This is a genomic window from Hahella sp. NBU794, from assembly GCF_050749805.1.
Classification (GTDB): Bacteria; Pseudomonadota; Gammaproteobacteria; order Pseudomonadales; family Oleiphilaceae; genus Hahella.
In genome coordinates, this window is sequence record NZ_CP192738.1 from 4,112,872 (window position 1) to 4,129,976 (window position 17,105).

Annotated in this window: 11 protein-coding genes and 1 CRISPR repeat array; of the genes, 4 read left to right on the forward strand and 7 right to left on the reverse strand. The window is 52.8% G+C overall.

Features of this window, described 5'->3' with window-relative positions; all coding sequences use genetic code 11:
- Positions 1 to 6 precede the first annotated feature (6 nt).
- From cas3 to ACQYWX_RS18030, 5 genes are all read right to left on the reverse strand, one after another.
- Complete coding sequence (gene cas3 / locus ACQYWX_RS18010) at positions 7 to 2,487, reverse strand: CRISPR-associated helicase Cas3' (protein ID WP_431685833.1); 2,481 nt, start codon at positions 2,485 to 2,487, stop codon at positions 7 to 9.
- A gap of 364 nt (positions 2,488 to 2,851) precedes the next feature.
- Complete coding sequence (locus tag ACQYWX_RS18015) at positions 2,852 to 3,319, reverse strand: hypothetical protein (RefSeq protein WP_431685834.1); 468 nt, start codon at positions 3,317 to 3,319, stop codon at positions 2,852 to 2,854.
- Between the two features lie 107 nt (positions 3,320 to 3,426).
- A CRISPR array of direct repeats spans positions 3,427 to 5,247; the repeat unit is 32 nt; unit sequence GTTTCAATCCACGCCTCCGCATGGGAGGCGAC.
- A gap of 309 nt (positions 5,248 to 5,556) precedes the next feature.
- Positions 5,557 to 7,341 (reverse strand): carbamoyltransferase family protein, encoded by a 1,785-nt coding sequence (locus tag ACQYWX_RS18020; protein WP_431685835.1) that lies wholly within the window; start codon positions 7,339 to 7,341, stop codon positions 5,557 to 5,559.
- A 10-nt stretch (positions 7,342 to 7,351) separates the two neighbouring features.
- Positions 7,352 to 8,266, reverse strand: coding sequence for a cupin-like domain-containing protein (locus ACQYWX_RS18025; RefSeq protein ID WP_431685836.1), 915 nt, complete (start codon positions 8,264 to 8,266; stop codon positions 7,352 to 7,354).
- 110 nt (positions 8,267 to 8,376) lie between these two features.
- Positions 8,377 to 9,276 carry a cupin-like domain-containing protein gene (locus tag ACQYWX_RS18030; protein WP_216739158.1) on the reverse strand — a complete coding sequence of 300 codons (900 nt, stop codon included), beginning with the start codon at positions 9,274 to 9,276 and terminating at the stop codon, positions 8,377 to 8,379.
- 477 nt (positions 9,277 to 9,753) lie between these two features.
- On the opposite strand from ACQYWX_RS18030, the gene ACQYWX_RS18035 reads away from it, so the two are divergent.
- Both ACQYWX_RS18035 and ACQYWX_RS18040 read left to right on the forward strand, forming a co-directional pair.
- A complete protein-coding gene (locus tag ACQYWX_RS18035) occupies positions 9,754 to 11,430 on the forward strand; it encodes a cyclic peptide export ABC transporter (RefSeq protein ID WP_431685837.1) in 1,677 nt (558 codons plus the stop codon).
- Between the two features lie 110 nt (positions 11,431 to 11,540).
- Complete coding sequence (locus ACQYWX_RS18040; RefSeq protein WP_431685838.1) at positions 11,541 to 12,641, forward strand: prohibitin family protein; 1,101 nt, start codon at positions 11,541 to 11,543, stop codon at positions 12,639 to 12,641.
- An 8-nt stretch (positions 12,642 to 12,649) separates the two neighbouring features.
- Here the strand turns inward: ACQYWX_RS18040 and ACQYWX_RS18045 are convergent, their stop codons facing one another.
- The gene (locus tag ACQYWX_RS18045; protein ID WP_216739161.1) at positions 12,650 to 13,900 is read right to left on the reverse strand and encodes a polyamine ABC transporter substrate-binding protein; all 1,251 of its coding nucleotides are present in this window, start codon (positions 13,898 to 13,900) and stop codon (positions 12,650 to 12,652) included.
- Positions 13,901 to 14,243: 343 nt separating this feature from the next.
- Between ACQYWX_RS18045 and ACQYWX_RS18050 the strand changes: the two genes are divergently transcribed.
- A complete protein-coding gene (locus ACQYWX_RS18050; RefSeq protein ID WP_431685839.1) occupies positions 14,244 to 14,648 on the forward strand; it encodes a hypothetical protein in 405 nt (134 codons plus the stop codon).
- A 100-nt stretch (positions 14,649 to 14,748) separates the two neighbouring features.
- On the opposite strand, the gene ACQYWX_RS18055 is transcribed toward ACQYWX_RS18050, so the two are convergent.
- Positions 14,749 to 15,615, reverse strand: coding sequence for a substrate-binding periplasmic protein (locus ACQYWX_RS18055; RefSeq protein ID WP_279502627.1), 867 nt, complete (start codon positions 15,613 to 15,615; stop codon positions 14,749 to 14,751).
- Positions 15,616 to 15,836: 221 nt separating this feature from the next.
- Here ACQYWX_RS18055 and zigA point away from each other — a divergent pair, with 221 nt between their 5' ends.
- Entirely contained in the window at positions 15,837 to 17,054 is a 1,218-nt protein-coding gene (zigA, locus tag ACQYWX_RS18060; protein WP_431685840.1) for a zinc metallochaperone GTPase ZigA, read from the forward strand.
- The last annotated feature ends 51 nt before the right edge of the window (positions 17,055 to 17,105 follow it).

Below are 17,105 nucleotides of genomic sequence, written 5' to 3' on the forward strand. Positions count from 1 at the left end.
TCCTCCTTAAACACATAAAAATGATTGCTTTCCAGTTCGCTCCGTACTTAATCCAAACTCTTCGCTATAAAACTCTTCTTTGAGGTAATACACGCCATCCCCTGGCTGAGTTTCCTGAACGGCTTCGTTCTCAACCAGTTGACGCCATACATTAGGAAATACATTGACGCTATATTTTTGCGCCGCTCTCAATAGTTCGTAATAGCGGTGAGCATCGAACTCTTTCGCCACGGCGCACAACTCCGTCACCAGTTGTCGGCCCTGTTCGTATTGCACAATGACAGCTTGCGTCGGCGCATCAATCGCTTTGAACTGTCGTCCGGCTTCCATAAACGATTGTTGAAGCAGAGGGAACTTGGATTTGCGATCAACACAGCCAGTATTTCGGCTGTTATTGCTCAGCAAGCTTAATAGGTGATCCTCATAACCAATGCTCTTTGGGCTTAGCGGATAGGTCATATCCTTTGCGCGCTCAAAAAAATAATATTCAAAGTAGCGTTTGATCGCAGAGGGAGCCAAGAAACTATCATGGGGCTCCGTCAGCACTCTCTCGGTTTTCTCCTGGCCTACTTTTATATCCGGCAACAGGTCGATGGTTTCCTGGTAAGGGTTGACGATATAGACCTGCCCCTTAATCAGGTTACCGGAGGCGTCTTTTAGCTTTCCATTGCGATTGCAGCGACCTGCGGCCTGGGCGATAGAGTCCAGGCCAGCAAGGAAACGCACGACTGCTGCAAAGTCCACGTCTACACCAGCTTCAATAAGCTGAGTGCTGATACAGAGCACAGGTAAACCAGACTCCAAGCGCTCAATAATATCGCCTAATAAAGCTTTTCTGTGTGCAGGACATTGGTTAGTGCTGAGATGAAACAATGCGCCCTTATCCACTTCTTCGCTGCATTGCTGAAAAAGACGTTGCGCCCAAGCTTTCGTATTTACAATGACCAGACAACTTCCCTTACTCTCAAGTTCATCTATGGCGAGCTTGGCAATTTCTTTCGCCTGCCAGCCTCCAACCTTGAGACAGTTATTAATCTCAACCCGCTCCAACTCTCTAAATAACGCCCCAACATCACCGGCAAGTTCATTTTCTTCCGGGATGCTGAGTTGTCCGTATCTGGATGCCTGCAGCTCATTGAGTAGCGGCTGCGTAGCCGTACACAGGACAGCAGTAGTATTGCAGTGATCTATAAAAAAATTCAGCGCGTTGCAGAATAGATGAACGCATCTGATAGGTAACGTTTGAATTTCGTCGAAAATCAAAATGCTGTTGGCAAGCTGGTGTAAACGGCGAGCGCCGCGAGTACCGCCACTAAACAAGGTCTCAAGAAATTGCACCATAGTGGTCAACACAATGGGCGAATCCCAGTTTTCTGAGACGAGCTTCATTCGCCATGTCTGCTGCTCCGGCTCCAAATTGGAATGATGTTCCAGTACCCAGGGATCATTCGCGTCGCTCCGGATCGCGTCGCGAATTGCAGTAGCGTTTTGCTCAATAATAGACGTGTAAGGAATGATATAAATTATGCGATCTAGCTGATGCTTACGGGCATGGTGTAGCGCATAGCGCAAACTGGCGAGCGTTTTGCCGCCGCCCGTGGGTACGGTTAGTGTGTAAATGCCCTGTGCGTCTGCTGCTTTGTCCAGACACCGTTGCGATATTTGACGTCGAAGCCTGTCTACGCTGTTACGCTCAGGCAGCGCACCAAGGTAACTTTCCAATCTATCGATAGCAGCCTGCCACGGGATAGGAGTCACCCGCTCCTCTCTTAGCTGTTTCCGTATAGGATCTTCAAACTCCGCACTGTTCAAACGATCTGCGTCTATCAGGCAACTGAAAAGAAAACGCGTCAACATGCCGAGATTAAAAGCATCAATACAATTCAGTTCTTTGTTGCTGATGAAATTGTCGCTAACCACTCGCCTTATCAGGCTCCAAAGTTGTGGAGCTACATCATTTTTGGCAAGTCTTTTCGCTGATATTGATACTTCCTGGTCCGCCGACTTTATGCACTCCGCATAGTGGGTTAACTCATCATCCTTTCCCATGCGTTTGTCAAAGGTGAGTACACCATCAATGCTCAGACAATCAATGAGTCCGCTGTGATGAGATGCAATACATAGCGCAAGAATCTGTCCGCATAATTCTCCCTGGCCCTGTCCCCCGAGCTTTTTAAGTTCATGCCAAACGAATAGAGCGCCAGCAGTGGAATGATCTATTTTCCCCTTAAGCCCTTTTACGTTTACATAGTCATCTTCATCGGGATTAATCAGGTCTGTCGCGGACTGAATATAGCGTTGGAAGGCGAGACTGTATTTGCCAAAATCATGAAGCAGACCAATCAATTCTCCCGCTTGGGGAGCATTAATTTTTTCCGCTAGTTTGCGAGCGATAGAGGCGACTTCCGTCAGGTGCTCATGCAATGGCTGCTTATGGCCATCAGCCTCGCGTGTATGAGCGATAAAATCTCGACTGCGACTATTCACCTCAAAATCCTTTTCATTTAATGAATGCCTTCCCGTTAAACGTTAAAACGAGAAAGCTTTAGAAGGATCAATGTTGTTTGCTGACCTCATACTTGGAGCTTCAAGCCCCTCCATAAGATGAGAGATAACCAGCAGCTTCACAACCATTACTGCCCAATCAGGCGACACCCCGCCCAACGGACAACAGCAATGACTAAGAAGTATAGGAGAGCACGCAGACAATGCCTTTACAGCGTGTAATGAGTTTTTGAAATCTGTCTGCTTCCTGTAGAAAAAATTAACTGCTTCCTCCTCGTTTCCTGATGATCTACATCAATCCAGACGAGAGAATTTTATTTGAATAAACCATCAACGCATTGAGCAATCAAAATTGCGACACATTGCTCCCCGGGGCGCCGCCCAGCACAACTTTCCGACCCAGAGTCATAACGAAAGTTTTGTCCCAACCACTCAATAATACATGCGCCTTGCGCAACTGCGCTTCGAGCGTCAGAGGAACCTCTCTGAATGGCTTACGCGAAAACAACACGAAGGTTTTAAAATACCGATGTCCATAGGGAGTTCCATCTGCAATCTCGACATTAGCGCCAGCGGAAAGCTCATAAGGAATGTCTTCAAAAAAGCGTTCGTAGCGATCCCCGTTTTCATCAAGCTCCATCCACAACTCAATCCAACGACAGATCTCCCCTGGCCGCTGAATCCTGATCCGCGGATAACGTCCCAGCGCGCGGCGGTCAACATACTCATACCCGGCAACCTCACAGAACCGATCCATACAAGGCATCACCCGCTGCAGATGCTCATTCAGCTCCTCAAACTGACGCTCGTTCATTTGTTTCCCCTGGTAAAGTGTTGCCGTTTTCCTTTAAAGCATAAGAGGCCCATGCCTCCACATGGGAGGCGACCCAGGTTGGCTGGGTGCAGTGTAAGCCAGGTTAAGTTTCAATCCACGCCTCCGCATGGGAGGCGACGTGCGGCGGTTAAACAGTGGAAAAAGATTTGTAAGGTTTCAATCCACGCCTCCGCATGGGAGGCGCCCCCGATAGCCCCGAAAGCCGGAATTAACGTAACAGTTTCAATCCACGCCTCCGCATGGGAGGCGACCAGTTGAATTTATGTAACAGTACCCCTTGCACTGGTTTCAATCCACGCCTCCGCATGGGAGACGACAAACACCGGCTGTACCCATTCATTGGGGACTAAATGTTTCAATCCACGCCTCCGCATGGGAGGCGACGTTCGCCTGGCTGTGACCTCTCTCTGATGGATAACAGTTTCAATCCACGCCTCCGCATGGGAGGCGACTGGCGTGGCTTACACCACGCCTGCGGAAATGCAGGTTTCAATCCACGCCTCCGCATGGGAGGCGACTCAAAATCAAAGCGTAATCGAGGGGGCGCGTTATGGTTTCAATCCACGCCTCCGCATGGGAGGCGACTCCGCTTCCTGAGTGGACCTGACATAGTCAGGGTGGTTTCAATCCACGCCTCCGCATGGGAGGCGACTTAATGTTAATGAAAGACAAGGGGGAGCAAGTGGTTTCAATCCACGCCTCCGCATGGGAGGCGACGGTACAGCGGCCAGCCTGGACCTGATCTCCCAATGGTTTCAATCCACGCCTCCGCATGGGAGGCGACTTTTAGCTATCTGGCTACCCCGCTGCGAAATAAAGTTTCAATCCACGCCTCCGCATGGGAGGCGACGATTGATGTATCAGCCATTATTGATGTGGCATCAGGTTTCAATCCACGCCTCCGCATGGGAGGCGACTGGGCTTGGATAAAGTATGATGATGATGGACATGTTTCAATCCACGCCTCCGCATGGGAGGCGACGCCCCAAATCGCGGGCGATGATGGCCGGATTGAAGTTTCAATCCACGCCTCCGCATGGGAGGCGACAATGCTTGCAAACATGATCGCGGTCAGGATCCCAGTTTCAATCCACGCCTCCGCATGGGAGGCGACATACCGGGGGTTACCAGCGGGCCACGCTTGTACATGTTTCAATCCACGCCTCCGCATGGGAGGCGACCTTTCTTTCGCGGCATTATGGGGCCGATTGGTTCCGGTTTCAATCCACGCCTCCGCATGGGAGGCGACCCATTTTCAAGGCGAGGTGAATCATGAAATCAGCAGTTTCAATCCACGCCTCCGCATGGGAGGCGACTCAGCCAACGGCTTTTTGCGCTCGAAGATGCTTGTTTCAATCCACGCCTCCGCATGGGAGGCGACAAGTACTGCGCCAGGCGGCGAGAACATATCAGGCGTTTCAATCCACGCCTCCGCATGGGAGGCGACCAATGAGTGAAATAGATGATGTTTATTTGGAGAGGTTTCAATCCACGCCTCCGCATGGGAGGCGACGGATCATTAGGGCCGTAGACGTTATGGCCCTGCAGTTTCAATCCACGCCTCCGCATGGGAGGCGACTTGTTAATCTCCCCTACTATCCGCCAAGTCTTTGTTTCAATCCACGCCTCCGCATGGGAGGCGACTACCGTGTGATCGGCATTGTTGCTGCCGTCAGAGTTTCAATCCACGCCTCCGCATGGGAGGCGACTGTACCGAATGCCGTCATCCGCCGCCTGCTGCTGTTTCAATCCACGCCTCCGCATGGGAGGCGACCCACCATTGAGCAACAAATCGAGCTGGCGAAAGAAGTTTCAATCCACGCCTCCGCATGGGAGGCGACGATATCTCCCAATGGTCAATTACGCATCATCCGTGTTTCAATCCACGCCTCCGCATGGGAGGCGACTGCCTAACTATAATGCAATGATTCCAAAGGTGTTAATGGCGTGTTTGCGCTAACCTGGGGAGTTTTGTGTTGTTAAAGAGCGGTTTTTCTCTGTCTGCGGTGAAAAGCTTTTGTCTTTCAGTGTTTTGCATGATCGCTAACCTCCCAGGGATTTTATGGGAGCCTGGGGTTAGCGCTGTGTGGTTTAAGTATAGGAAAGAAATGAGCTTTTACTTGGGGGTGAATAGCTTAGTTCAAGCGAGTCTGCAGAAGTAGCCATCCCCCGCTCGCACGGGGGATTTTTGTTGAGGGTCACAGAGGTTTATTGGATCAAATGCCCACGTTTTCCGGGTACAGGCTGCCCAGGCTTTTTTCCCATTCTTTCTTCTCATCCACTTTGCTGGATTCCTGGGCGACGGCGGCTTTTTCGATCAGGCAGTCGTCGATGACCAGTGCGTCCAGGGCGCATTCCATGAAGAAGTCGAGGGCTTCTTTGGGGGTTTCTACGATGGGCATGCCTTTCTTGTTGAACGAGGTGTTGAGCAGCACGGAGACGCCAGTGAGTTCGCCAAATTTGTTTAGCAGCCGATAGTAGTTGGGCGACACGGACTCGGTCACCGTCTGCACTCTGGCGGAGCCGTCGGCGTGGACAACGGCGGGGATTTCTTTTTTCCACTCTTGCCGGGTTGGCGCCACCAGAATCATGTAGGGGCTGGGATAGTCGCAGTCAAAATAGACGCCAGCTTTTTCCAGCGGCACGGAGGGTGCGAACGGCCGGAAGTCTTCGCGGAATTTAACGTTACGGTTGATATGCTCGCGTACGTCCGGGTTACGTGGGTCCGCCAGGATACTGCGATGCCCCAGGGCGCGCGGCCCAAATTCGGAGCCTTTTTCAAACCAGGCGACCACTTTGCCGGCGGCCAGCAATTCGGCGGTACGATTGATCGCTTCGTCTTCCGGCAGGCGTCGGTAACTGATTTTTCCGGCGTACGTCTGCATGGCGGGATACAGTTCCTCCGCTTCGTAGGACTTGCCAAAATAAGGCGACGCGTCGTGCTTGATCCGCTCCTGTCCCAGCACTTCCAGCCAGCCGTAATAGGCGCAACCGATAGCCAGACCGTTATCCGCCGCGGCAGGTTGAAAATAGAAATCCTCGAAGCCGGTCTGCTTCAACAGCTTGGCGTTGGCCACCGCATTGAGCGCCACGCCGCCGGCGTATCCCAGTTTTTTGTGGGGTTGATGCTCGAAGCGATGGTTCACCAGATACAACAACGCGCGCTCAATCTCCCGCTGCATCCAATAGGCGATATCCGCGTAGTAGTCGAAATTCTCCGCCAGATCTTCATAGCGAACCCGCGGCCGATCGAAGTGCTTCATCCAGTCATAATTGACGAACACGCGTCCGTCGCGACATTCGAAGGCCTGAAAATCATAAACGCCAGGACGTCCATAAGGCGCCAGCCCCATCAGTTTGCCCGGGTCTTCCATACCCTGAAACACATACTGACTCACTCCGGAGTACAGCCCACCGATGGAGTGCTTGGTGGTCGGCGGGCACATGGAGTATCCCTTGAGAAAATAGCCGAAAGGAGAGAAATCTTTGTAGACCGGACGCAGCTTCCCTTTCTCGTACAGGTAATAACTGTCCTTTTCGAAGAACAGATGATTATTGTCAGAACCCGGTTGCGGCTCCGGCAGATGAGCGCCGTCGAGGTCCAGACAGTCGTCCCAACTACTGCCGCAGCCATCGATCACCAGCACCGCCATTTCATCAAAGGGACTGGTTCCCACTACGCTGTAGGCATGCGCCATATGGTGAGAAATGGTGACGGTTTTAACGTGATCCGGAATGATCCGCGGTTGCCCATGAAAGATCTTGTTGCCGCGATCGAAGTTGCTGAAATTGGCGTTCTGCACCACCACCGCCACATCGTCAAAGCCGATGCCTTCTGCATCCAGACAATATTGCATCGCTTCGCTGTCACAAAAACCGTCATGCTTGATGCGGGTGATCCGCTCTTTCTCGATGGCCACGCACACCTCGCCATCTTTCAACAGGCACGCTGAACCGTCATGGGACAGTCCGGTTCCCAGCACATAAATTGGTTTAGACATAAGCATTCCTTTATTCGGTTTTTGTCAGTCGTTTGGGTGCGAACAGCAAGTCATAAAGCAGCTTGCCGGTAGGAGGCGTACTGAATAATCGCTGGTTGTAGGCGCGGCCTAACACACCGTGCCAGAGGAAGTCGCGCAGGATGCGAAACCACAAATGCCGTCCCGCCAGATTCACCCCGCGCGCCTGCTCGGCGATGGTGAGCGGCGCGCCATACCAGCAGGACAGTGAGATCGACGGCCCGGGGGACGAAAAGTGATGCCACCAGCCACGGGGGAAAAATAAAATGTCGCCGGGTTGCAGACGGGCAATCAGGGTTTGCGCCTTGGCGAAGCGGGGATAATGCATCAGATCGGGACGTTCCGGGTCCACCCGACTCTTGGAGATGCAGTCGCCAAAGGGATATAAATTACGCGCTTCCTGCGGGGCCAGCAGGATCGCTTTTTTCTCTCCGTAAACCTGCACGAACAGGTTGTCCATATTGTCGTAATGAAGTCCCGAGCGGGTCTTGGAGCCGATCCAGAGACTAGTGAAATTCAACCCCGGAGAAATAAACTGCTGGTAGCAATAATCCTCCTCCAGACCGCTAAAAGAGTGCACGTCGGTCTGGTCGACATAACAGGCGTCGCCTGTCTCCAGAATGTCGATAAACTCACTCAGATACATCTCTCTGCGGTGATGTTTTTCGGTGCTGAAATAGGGAGCGCCATAGGCGGGCAACTGCAAAGACGGGCGCACTCGTTGCGAGGCGAAACGTCGTCGAAAGTAATCCGGCGTCCATTTCTCCAGCGCCGGCCACGCCAGCGCGCCTCCGGTCAGAATCACCGGTCGCGATGACTCCTGACATAACGCGGCGAACCTTTCACTGTCCTCTGCATCCAGACGTTCCACCTCGGACTGCAAGCCGTAACTCTTTTCCTTGTTCATGACAGGCATCTCCTTGGGAAGAGATTTTATTGGGGGCGTGGCGGAAGATACGACAGAGCGACGACGGAGCCTCAGGCGATCATCCTGATAACCCCGTCGCGTTCTAACCCCTAAACCACATCAGCCGGTCTGCGCAAACCGTCGATAACGCCATTAACGGTCATCAGACCCAGTTGGGACAGGTACAGCGCCAGTCCCAGTTTATTGCTGGTCAGACGGGAGAACGGCTTGACCCGCCAGAAGCGATTGACCGAGCAGGTATAAAAATCCTTACCGATGCTGGACAGTTCATGCCACCAGTACACGGGAATGAACAGCACCTCGCCTTTACGCAGCACCAGCTCGATTTTGTGTTTCATGGCTTCCCGCAGTTTCGGGTAGGCGTCGTAATCAGGCTTCGCCACGTAGACCTTGCTGAACCAGGGCGCAGCGGGGCTGCCATAGAGCGAAAAGGGATACAGGTTTTCACTTTGCTCCGGCGGAAACAGCACCACTTTCTTGGCGCCGTGCAGCATCAGCACCGTGCCCTCCCCGCAATCCCAATGCAGCGGTTCGGTGTGGCCGCTGGGCCCCAGCCAGAGGAACATGTCCGTGGCTTTCTGCATATCGCAACGCTCGGAAATATTACCCAGCGCGCCTCGCAGCACATTGGCCAGCGGCGTATCGCCGATGGCGACCTGTCCCATGTAATGATTGTTCTTGCGCGCGTAATCGCTGGTCAGCTGCAATGCATAATCAGCGAGTTTCATCTCCTGATAATCGCAGTATTTGCTCCATTCCGATTTGGGCTTGTTGAAGTGTCCAGGGCCGTAGCAGCGCACGGGAAATTTACGATCGCCGACTTCACGACACATAAATTCAAGGGACCAGTTTTTGGCGTCGTTCAGGGCGCCGGTGATAATCAGGGGGCGGCTTTTGCGCCGGTATTCCGAGTGAAACAATTGGGGGGTGATTTGAGAGATATCCAGACGATCAACGGGACACGCCTCGACGTCAGCAAGTTTTTCCATGTCGCTTATCAACTTTTATCTTGTTGTTATATGAGGTTACCTCCGCACGTTTTTGGCGCCCATACGTGCGGCTGCGACAGCCCTTGTTGAACTCCCTGACGGGCTGCGTCCTGCTCTGGACGGGCTTCCCGGAAAAATTAATTTTTCCTTCTAAATCAGTCCTTTCTATAAATTTTGGACCAGACGGGACGCCCCCTGCGCGAGCAAGGTAGCGATAAGTATAGTTAAGCGAGAAAAAATCGGTAGCGGATTCTCAGAAAATATTTTTCCGCGCGCGCAAGTGCAGGAAATATTAGAAATATCGGCGCAAAGCTCCTAGAATGATTTCGCACACTATGGAAGGGTGATCGAAAAACAGGAAAAATGCTGTATTTACAGGGCTTTGTCCGCTCTCTATCTATTCTTCCCCCAGCACCCGTCTGACAGAAATACAAAAAGAATCCCTTATCACCCGGACATGGGCGGTCGCTGCGTTATATGGAATTTCTGAACTTTATTAAACGGGAACACGCGGACTTCAATTATTACGCGCTGGCGATGGTGGTGGTCAGCGGTATGCTCAACGGCGTCATCGCCGTCATCGTTATTCACGCCGCGCAACACGCCGCCCCCCATGAACTGAACTTCCGCTACCTGCTGATGTTCGCCGTCGCCCTCGCCGCATTCTGGCTCAGCAAACGCTATACCCTCAATTACAACACCACCCAGGTGGAGCATGTCCTTGAGCGTATCCGCACCCGCATCGCCGATAAAATCCGTAAAACGGACCTGCGCGCGTTTGAGAAAGTGGGCCGCGGTCGTATGTATTCGGTTTTGAATACGGAAACCCTGACGCTGTCGCAATATACGCCCTTCATCATCAACGCCATCGGCTCTTTTGTGATGGTGATATTCGCGCTGATGTTCATTGCTTATGTGTCCACCACCGCCCTGCTCCTCACCGTGCTGACCACTGCGCTCTGTCTGCTCTATTTTTTCGCCCGACAGCGCGTATTGCACCGTAAGCTGCACATGGCGTCGGAGAAGCAGAATGAGTATTTCGACGCCCTTGGCGAACTGTTGGACGGCTTCAAGGAGCTGAAGATCAACCCGTCGAAAAGCAACTGTTTCTACCAGGAGCGTTTGCTGCCGCTCTCCAACAGTATGGAGACGCTGAAAATAGAAACCGGTCTGGCGTACAACAACCTCAACGTCTTCACCCAGAGTTTCACCTTTATTCTGATGGCGTCCATCATCTTCCTGATTCCGATGATCAGCGCCTCTTCCACAGAGAGCATTCCCAAGCTGGCGGCCATCATGCTGTTCGTCATCGGCCCCTTGAGCGAAATCGTCGGCGTGGCGCCATTGATCGCCAAAAGCAACGTGGCCATCGTCAATATTCAGCGCCTGGAGACAGAGCTGGACGGTTTGCGCAGCATCGAATCAGACCAACTGACGCACTTCTCCGATGAGGACGCCCTCGCACAGAATCAGGAAGCGCCGTTCCAGGAAATCTGTTGCGACAACCTCAAATTCAGCTACAACGAAAACGGACAGCCAGGCCCGGGGCAAGCCAAAGGCTTCACCGTCGGGCCTATCGATCTGACGATCAAACGGGGCGAGATCATCTTCATGATCGGCGGCAACGGCAGCGGCAAGTCCACCTTTCTCAAGCTGCTGACGGCGCTATACCAGCCCGATACCGGCAGTATTTTACTGGACGGAAGCCCCCTGCACGCCAACAACATGCTGCTATACCGCAGCCTGTATTCCGTCATCTTTTCCGACTTCCATTTGTTCAAGCATCTGTATGGCGTGGACGTCAAAGATCGCAGCAAAGTGAAGCGCCTGCTGGAGCTGATGAAACTGTCGGAGCGTTGCCAGATCAAGGACAACGAAATCAGCGACATCAAGCTGTCCACCGGCCAGAAGAAACGTATGGCGCTGATTGTGTCCTTGCTGGAGGACAAACAGATCTATGTTTTCGATGAATGGGCTGCGGATCAGGACCCGGATTTCCGGCGCTATTTCTATGAGACCATCCTTCCCGAAATGAAGGCGCAGGGTAAAACCATTATCGCGGCCACCCACGACGATCATTATTTCGATATCGCTGACCGGGTGATCAAACTCGACGCTGGCAAAATAATCACAAATCCTAGTCTGCACATTTAACTCTCCAGCGTCAGGAGAGTGCAGACGTTTGGTTCAAGAAGGGACTTTTGGGTATGAATGCGACGGCATCCATGAGAAGTAAGGGAAATAAACGCTGGAGAGAGAGATTCATGACGCGCTGGCGGCCATTCTGGCGCCGCGCCAAGGTCCCTCTCATCGTGTTGTTTTTTATCTTCCTGTTTCTTGTCGCCTACTTATTTCACCGCATCTTCATCAATATTTACCCCGGGGAAGCCGGCGTGCTCTGGAAACGCTTCGACGACGGCGTGGAGCAGCGGGTCTACGGCGGCGGGCTGCACATCATTAACCCGTTCAACATCATGTACAAATACGAAGTGCGGGTGCAGCAGCGGGAAACCATCTTCACCGTGCTCAGTAAAAACGGCCTGCTGATTCGGGTGCGCGCGTCCGTGCGTTTCTCGCCCAATCGCAAGACGCTGTACCTGTTACATGAGTATGTAGGACCGGAGTACATCGACCGGGTGGTGATACCGGAAACCCAGGCCATTATCCGTCGGGTGCTGGGCGAGTATGAACCGGACGACATTTACGCCACCCAGGGCAACATCATTCAGAACATCGTGCTGATGGCGCTGACCGAACTGCAACAACGGCATATCGTGCTGGACGATCTGCTGATCAAGGAAATTCATCTGCCGGACACCGTCGCCTCCGCCATAGAAACCAAACTGGAAGAGGAACAAAAGGCTCTGGCGTACACCTATATTCTGGAGCGGGAGCAGTTGGAGATTCAGCGCAAGCAGTATGAGTCGCAAGGGATTCAGCTGTTCCAGAAAAACGTCAACGAAGGGCTGACCCCAGAATATCTGCGCTATCAGGGTATTCGCGCCACACTGGAGCTGGCGAAATCCAACAACGCCAAGCTGGTGGTGATTGGCGGCAGCGGCACCGACGGTCTGCCGTTGATTCTGAATACCGCCGGCGACACGACCACTGCGGCGGCGCCCAGTTCTCCCGTGGGCATTTCGGACCTGTCCTCCGTGTTCGCCTCCAGCCTGAAGTCCACCAACATCGCTCAGACGGACGACGCCCTGACCTCCTCCGCAACGCCGACTGCGCAGCCGAGAGCAAGCGACCCGTCCGCGCCTTCCAACGTCATCATCCCTTCAACGCCAACCGCCAAACCCAGCACCAAGAATCTGGGGGAAGGCATTGAACAACGTCAGGATGTGGGGGTGACCGTCGATTGACGGTCGCCTCAGAACTTCCAGAGCTGGTGCTGGCTGCGTTCGGTTTTGTAGTAGTTCTGCTTGCGTAGATGTTCGAAGTAAAAGCGCATGACGTCGCGCCATACGGTGTCATAGATCTTCTCGTCATCTCCAAGGTATTGGCGGATAAACACAGGACCGGTGGTGGTGGGCAGGAAGTAGGCCGGGCCATTCACGATCTCAGTCTTCACATAAGGCTCCGCCTGTTGATTGACGGTGGCGAAGTAGGAGTAATTGGTGACGTCCGCCGACATGAAGGGATCGAGCAGGCAGTTGATGTATTCCAACGCCAGTTCCTGCTTGGTGGAAGTTTTGGGAATCGCCAGCGCGTCGAAATACACCAGAGCGCCCTCGTCCGGTAAAGAGAAACGCACGATTTTCGCCGCCAGGCTGTTAATGCCGCTGACGTCCGGGTCTTCATTGAGCGCTTCCGCAATTTCACCGCTCCAGGCCATGGTCAGCAACAAGTCCTGACTGGCCAGCATGTCGCCCATGCCGGAGTTCATCATGCGTATATCGTACTTGGCGATAGCCGTTTTCAGATATTCCCCCGCCTTTTGTACTTCGTCCTCATCTGTGGAATTGGGCGACTTGCCCATGGCGAGCAGCGCAATGCCAAGGCTAATGCGGGCGTCCGGCGAAATCGCTATCAACCCTTTCAGAGACGTGTTCGACTGTGGTTCGAACAGCATCTTCCAGTTAAAAACGATATTGCCGATTTCCCAGTAGTTATAACCAATGCCCAGGCTGCCGTAGATATAAGGCACCGAGTAATCGAACAGGCTTCTGGCGAAATCCTGACGCCGCAGGTTCATCGCGATATTGCGGTAGTTGGGAATCTTGTCGTAATTGATTTTCTCGATCAGCCCTTTCTCCGCCAGACTCAACACCATGTAGTCGGTGGGCATGATGATATCGAAGGGAATTTCCGGATCGTTGGGATTCTTGTCGTCGTTGCCGTGAAGATTCAGATGTTTTTTGAACTCCGCATCGGAATCAAAAGTGGTGACCTCTATGTTGATATTCAGATCCTGCTGAATTTTCTTGTGCACGGAGTCGGGAATATAGCCCTTCCACAGCAGCACCTTCAGGGTTTCCCTGTATTTCATCTTGGTGCCGCCCAGGGCGAGCGTATCTTTGGCGTCGACGCTGCGTTCGATTTCCTGCCAGTACACGCCGACCAGCAAGGCCATCAGGGCGGTAAAGACGACTAAGAAAAAAAGCGTTCCATGTTTTTTCATATTTCCTGTCCGGGATATCCTTTTTTGTCCGCCATAATGGCGCGGATGACGAGAAAATTATAGCGGATTTTATGCTCTCCCGACCTCCTGTTCTGGAACAATTAATCCTGCGAATTACTGGCTTCCTTTAGATGTCTGAAACGACAGCGCTGACGCATTTCAAAATGCCGGAAATATACAATATTTCGTCACAATAACTGTGTTAAAAATACATCCGCACGCTCCCCCTCTGGATGTCACCTGGAGTGGAGCGCAGCAAAGCGCAGAAGGCGTCAGGATACGTCTCTGCGCGGTCGTTTTAAGCCAATCAATAGGACTAGGCGAACATAATAAAGGAGAAAAAATGACTTATTTCAAACAAGGCATGATGCTGACGAGCGCGCTGTTGTTAAGCGCAGCGATACAGGCTCAGGAATTCGCCACAATAGAGGGAATTCAGGTGGTCGACGAGCAATATAACGCCGCTGTGATGGCGGGAGAGGAAACCAAGTGCGCGGGCTTATGGACTTTGTCCTGTATCTGGCCCGAGGACTGCCGCTATGTGAAAACCTCTACGGGGTTTGTCGACAACGGCGGCTGTGATGTGCACTGGAACCTGAACGAGCCGAACCCCGATCGGGGCTGCGGCTACACGAAGACGACGGATGGTTCATTGCATGCAAAATGGTATGACTTTGATGCTAAAGGATGTCCCGGTCGGGCCTTCGTGTTCGAAACGGGTCAGGAGTTTGAAGTGCTGACTCCTTGATCTGAATAACTTCAGACATTTTCTCAGGTTTTATGCCTGAAACGACAGACTCCGCGCATCTGCGCGGAGTCGCCGCAATCTCATCTCAGTTCCGCTCATCTCAGTTCTGTTCCGCCTTCTCTAGCTGATCCAGATAAAAGTCGTGCAAGACTTTATCCGATCCAGGGCGGGTATAGGGCTCCAGTCCATAACGGCTGAGAATATATTTATATTCATCCGACTTAACAAACGTCTGAATAGCGCTGTTCAGCACCTCCCGGTCCTGCGGCGTCGTGGATTTCTTGCTTAACAGGAAATGCACGAAATCCTGATTCAACAGGTGTTCATGAATGGCCACCTTCTCCGCAATGCCCAGCGTTCGCGCCATGACGCTCAAACTGACCCGGTCGCCTGCGATAGCGTCCAGACGGTTCAACACCAGTAAATCCAGCAGCCGTTCGTTGTCTTTCATCAGGATCAGGCGGTTGTCTTTCGCCAGCGAGGCGTGATCCAACAGCTCGTACTCCGCCCCATAATAGGCGCCGATGACTGCGCCGAAGATCAGCTGATAGTTATTCAACAGCTCATTCAGGCTTGAGGCGGGGTAATAGTTCTGCTGTTCCTTGCGGATGAAAATCACCATGGTTTCATCCCGATAACTGACGGTGAAGCGCCCGTACACTTCCCTTTCCGGCGTAATGGAGGCGCCCGCCACCATGTCCACGCGCCCTTTCTCCAGTTCCAATAACGCCCGCTTGGAGGGAATCCGCACGAACGTATACTCGCAGCCGGCGAGATCCAATATGGCTTTGACCAGTTCATAGTCCAAACCGGCAAGTTCTCCGTTTTCCTTCACGTACATATAAGGCTTCCAATTCGCCTGATTGATGACCAGGGATTTGGAGCAAGCGGAATAAGCAGGCGCAGCCAAAAACAACAGGCTAAACATGAGCGCCACGGTGAGCTTGGAAACTTTCACAGGGGACATTGTTGAAGCTCCGAGGTAGCCAAGGAGAGATGGTGGGCTGAATTGCAGAAGAGGCATTCCTCTCATAACGCCAGTTCTGTTGTTAATTATAAAACACCCGAACAAATTTTGACCGATATTCTTGTTTCCCTTTGTGAGTTTTAACTTTGTTGACAAAATAGTCTTTTTGTTATGTTATAACATTTAAAAAACTCACTATTTATCTCCCCAGGAGTCATACCATGCGTAAATTACCTGTGACCGTGCTGTCGGGATTTCTCGGCGCAGGAAAAACCACCCTGCTCAACCATATTCTGCAAAACCGGGACGGCCTCAAAGTCGCGGTCATCGTTAATGACATGAGCGAAATCAACATTGACGCCAACCAGATCAATCGCGAGGTGAATCTGAATCGCGCGGAAGAGAAGCTGGTGGAAATGAGCAATGGCTGTATCTGCTGCACCTTGCGTGAGGATCTACTACAGGAGGTGTCCCGTCTGGCGCGGGAGGATCGTTTCGATTATCTGGTCATTGAATCCACCGGCGTCTCCGAACCCCTGCCGGTAGCCGAGACATTTACGTTCAGGGATGAACATGGCGAGAGCCTGGCGGATATCGCCCGTCTGGATACCTTGGTCACGGTGGTGGATGGCGTCAATTTCATGCGCGATTATGAAAACGCCGCTACGTTGCAGGAGGTCGGCGAGTCGTTAGGGGCTGAAGACGAGCGCAATGTCGCCGAACTGCTGGTGGAACAGATCGAGTTCAGCGACGTGCTGGTAGTGAGCAAGCTTGACCTGATCAGTCAGGCGGAACGGGAAGAGTTATTTTCCGTACTGCGCAAACTTAACCCGGACGCGGATATCGTGGCGGCCTTGATGGGACAGGCGCCGCTGTCTAAAGTGTTAAACACGGGGAGATTCGATTTTGAGAAAGCCTCCCGCGCGCCGGGTTGGCTGCAGGAATTGCGCGGCGAGCACAAGCCGGAGACTGAGGAGTATGGCATTGGCAGCATCAGTTTCCGCGCCCGTCGCCCTTTCCATCCTGAACGCTTCCAGCAATTTCTGGAAAGAGACTGGAATAATGGCCGCCTGCTGCGCTCCAAAGGGTATTTCTGGCTGGCCAGCCGCCCGTATGAAGCCGGAAGCTGGTCCCAGGCCGGCGGCGTGATGCGTTACAGTTACGCAGGCCTGTTCTGGGCGGGCGCGCCACAGGAATACTGGCCTCAGGATGAAGAGTCCCTGCGTCTGATTCGCGGTAACTGGCTGGAGCCTTACGGCGATCGGCGACAGGAGCTGGTGTTTATCGGACAGGGAATCGATTGGGACCGATTACGAAGCGAACTCGACGCCTGTTTATTGACGGATGCGGAACTGGCTCAGGGCGAAAAAGTCTGGGTGACCTACCCTGACCCGCTGCCGGCCTGGCGTTCGTTTCAAGATGAAAGGGAATCGGCGTAGTTGCAGGATCAGCCTGTTGGCGTCCGCAACTGCGCCTGACCGGCAGGATGC

What these genes read in the sequence shown, in the direction of transcription:
- ACQYWX_RS18015 (WP_431685834.1), bottom strand. Translation starts at nt 3,319, where the DNA reads ATGAACGAGCGTCAGTTTGAGGAGCTGAATGAGCATCTGCAGCGGGTG.
- ACQYWX_RS18020 (WP_431685835.1), bottom strand. Translation starts at nt 7,341, where the DNA reads ATGTCTAAACCAATTTATGTGCTGGGAACCGGACTGTCCCATGACGGT.
- ACQYWX_RS18025 (WP_431685836.1), bottom strand. Translation starts at nt 8,266, where the DNA reads ATGAACAAGGAAAAGAGTTACGGCTTGCAGTCCGAGGTGGAACGTCTG.
- ACQYWX_RS18030 (WP_216739158.1), bottom strand. Translation starts at nt 9,276, where the DNA reads ATGGAAAAACTTGCTGACGTCGAGGCGTGTCCCGTTGATCGTCTGGAT.
- ACQYWX_RS18035 (WP_431685837.1), top strand. Translation starts at nt 9,754, where the DNA reads ATGGAATTTCTGAACTTTATTAAACGGGAACACGCGGACTTCAATTAT.
- ACQYWX_RS18040 (WP_431685838.1), top strand. Translation starts at nt 11,541, where the DNA reads ATGACGCGCTGGCGGCCATTCTGGCGCCGCGCCAAGGTCCCTCTCATC.
- ACQYWX_RS18045 (WP_216739161.1), bottom strand. Translation starts at nt 13,900, where the DNA reads ATGAAAAAACATGGAACGCTTTTTTTCTTAGTCGTCTTTACCGCCCTG.
- ACQYWX_RS18050 (WP_431685839.1), top strand. Translation starts at nt 14,244, where the DNA reads ATGACTTATTTCAAACAAGGCATGATGCTGACGAGCGCGCTGTTGTTA.
- ACQYWX_RS18055 (WP_279502627.1), bottom strand. Translation starts at nt 15,615, where the DNA reads ATGTCCCCTGTGAAAGTTTCCAAGCTCACCGTGGCGCTCATGTTTAGC.
- zigA (WP_431685840.1), top strand. Translation starts at nt 15,837, where the DNA reads ATGCGTAAATTACCTGTGACCGTGCTGTCGGGATTTCTCGGCGCAGGA.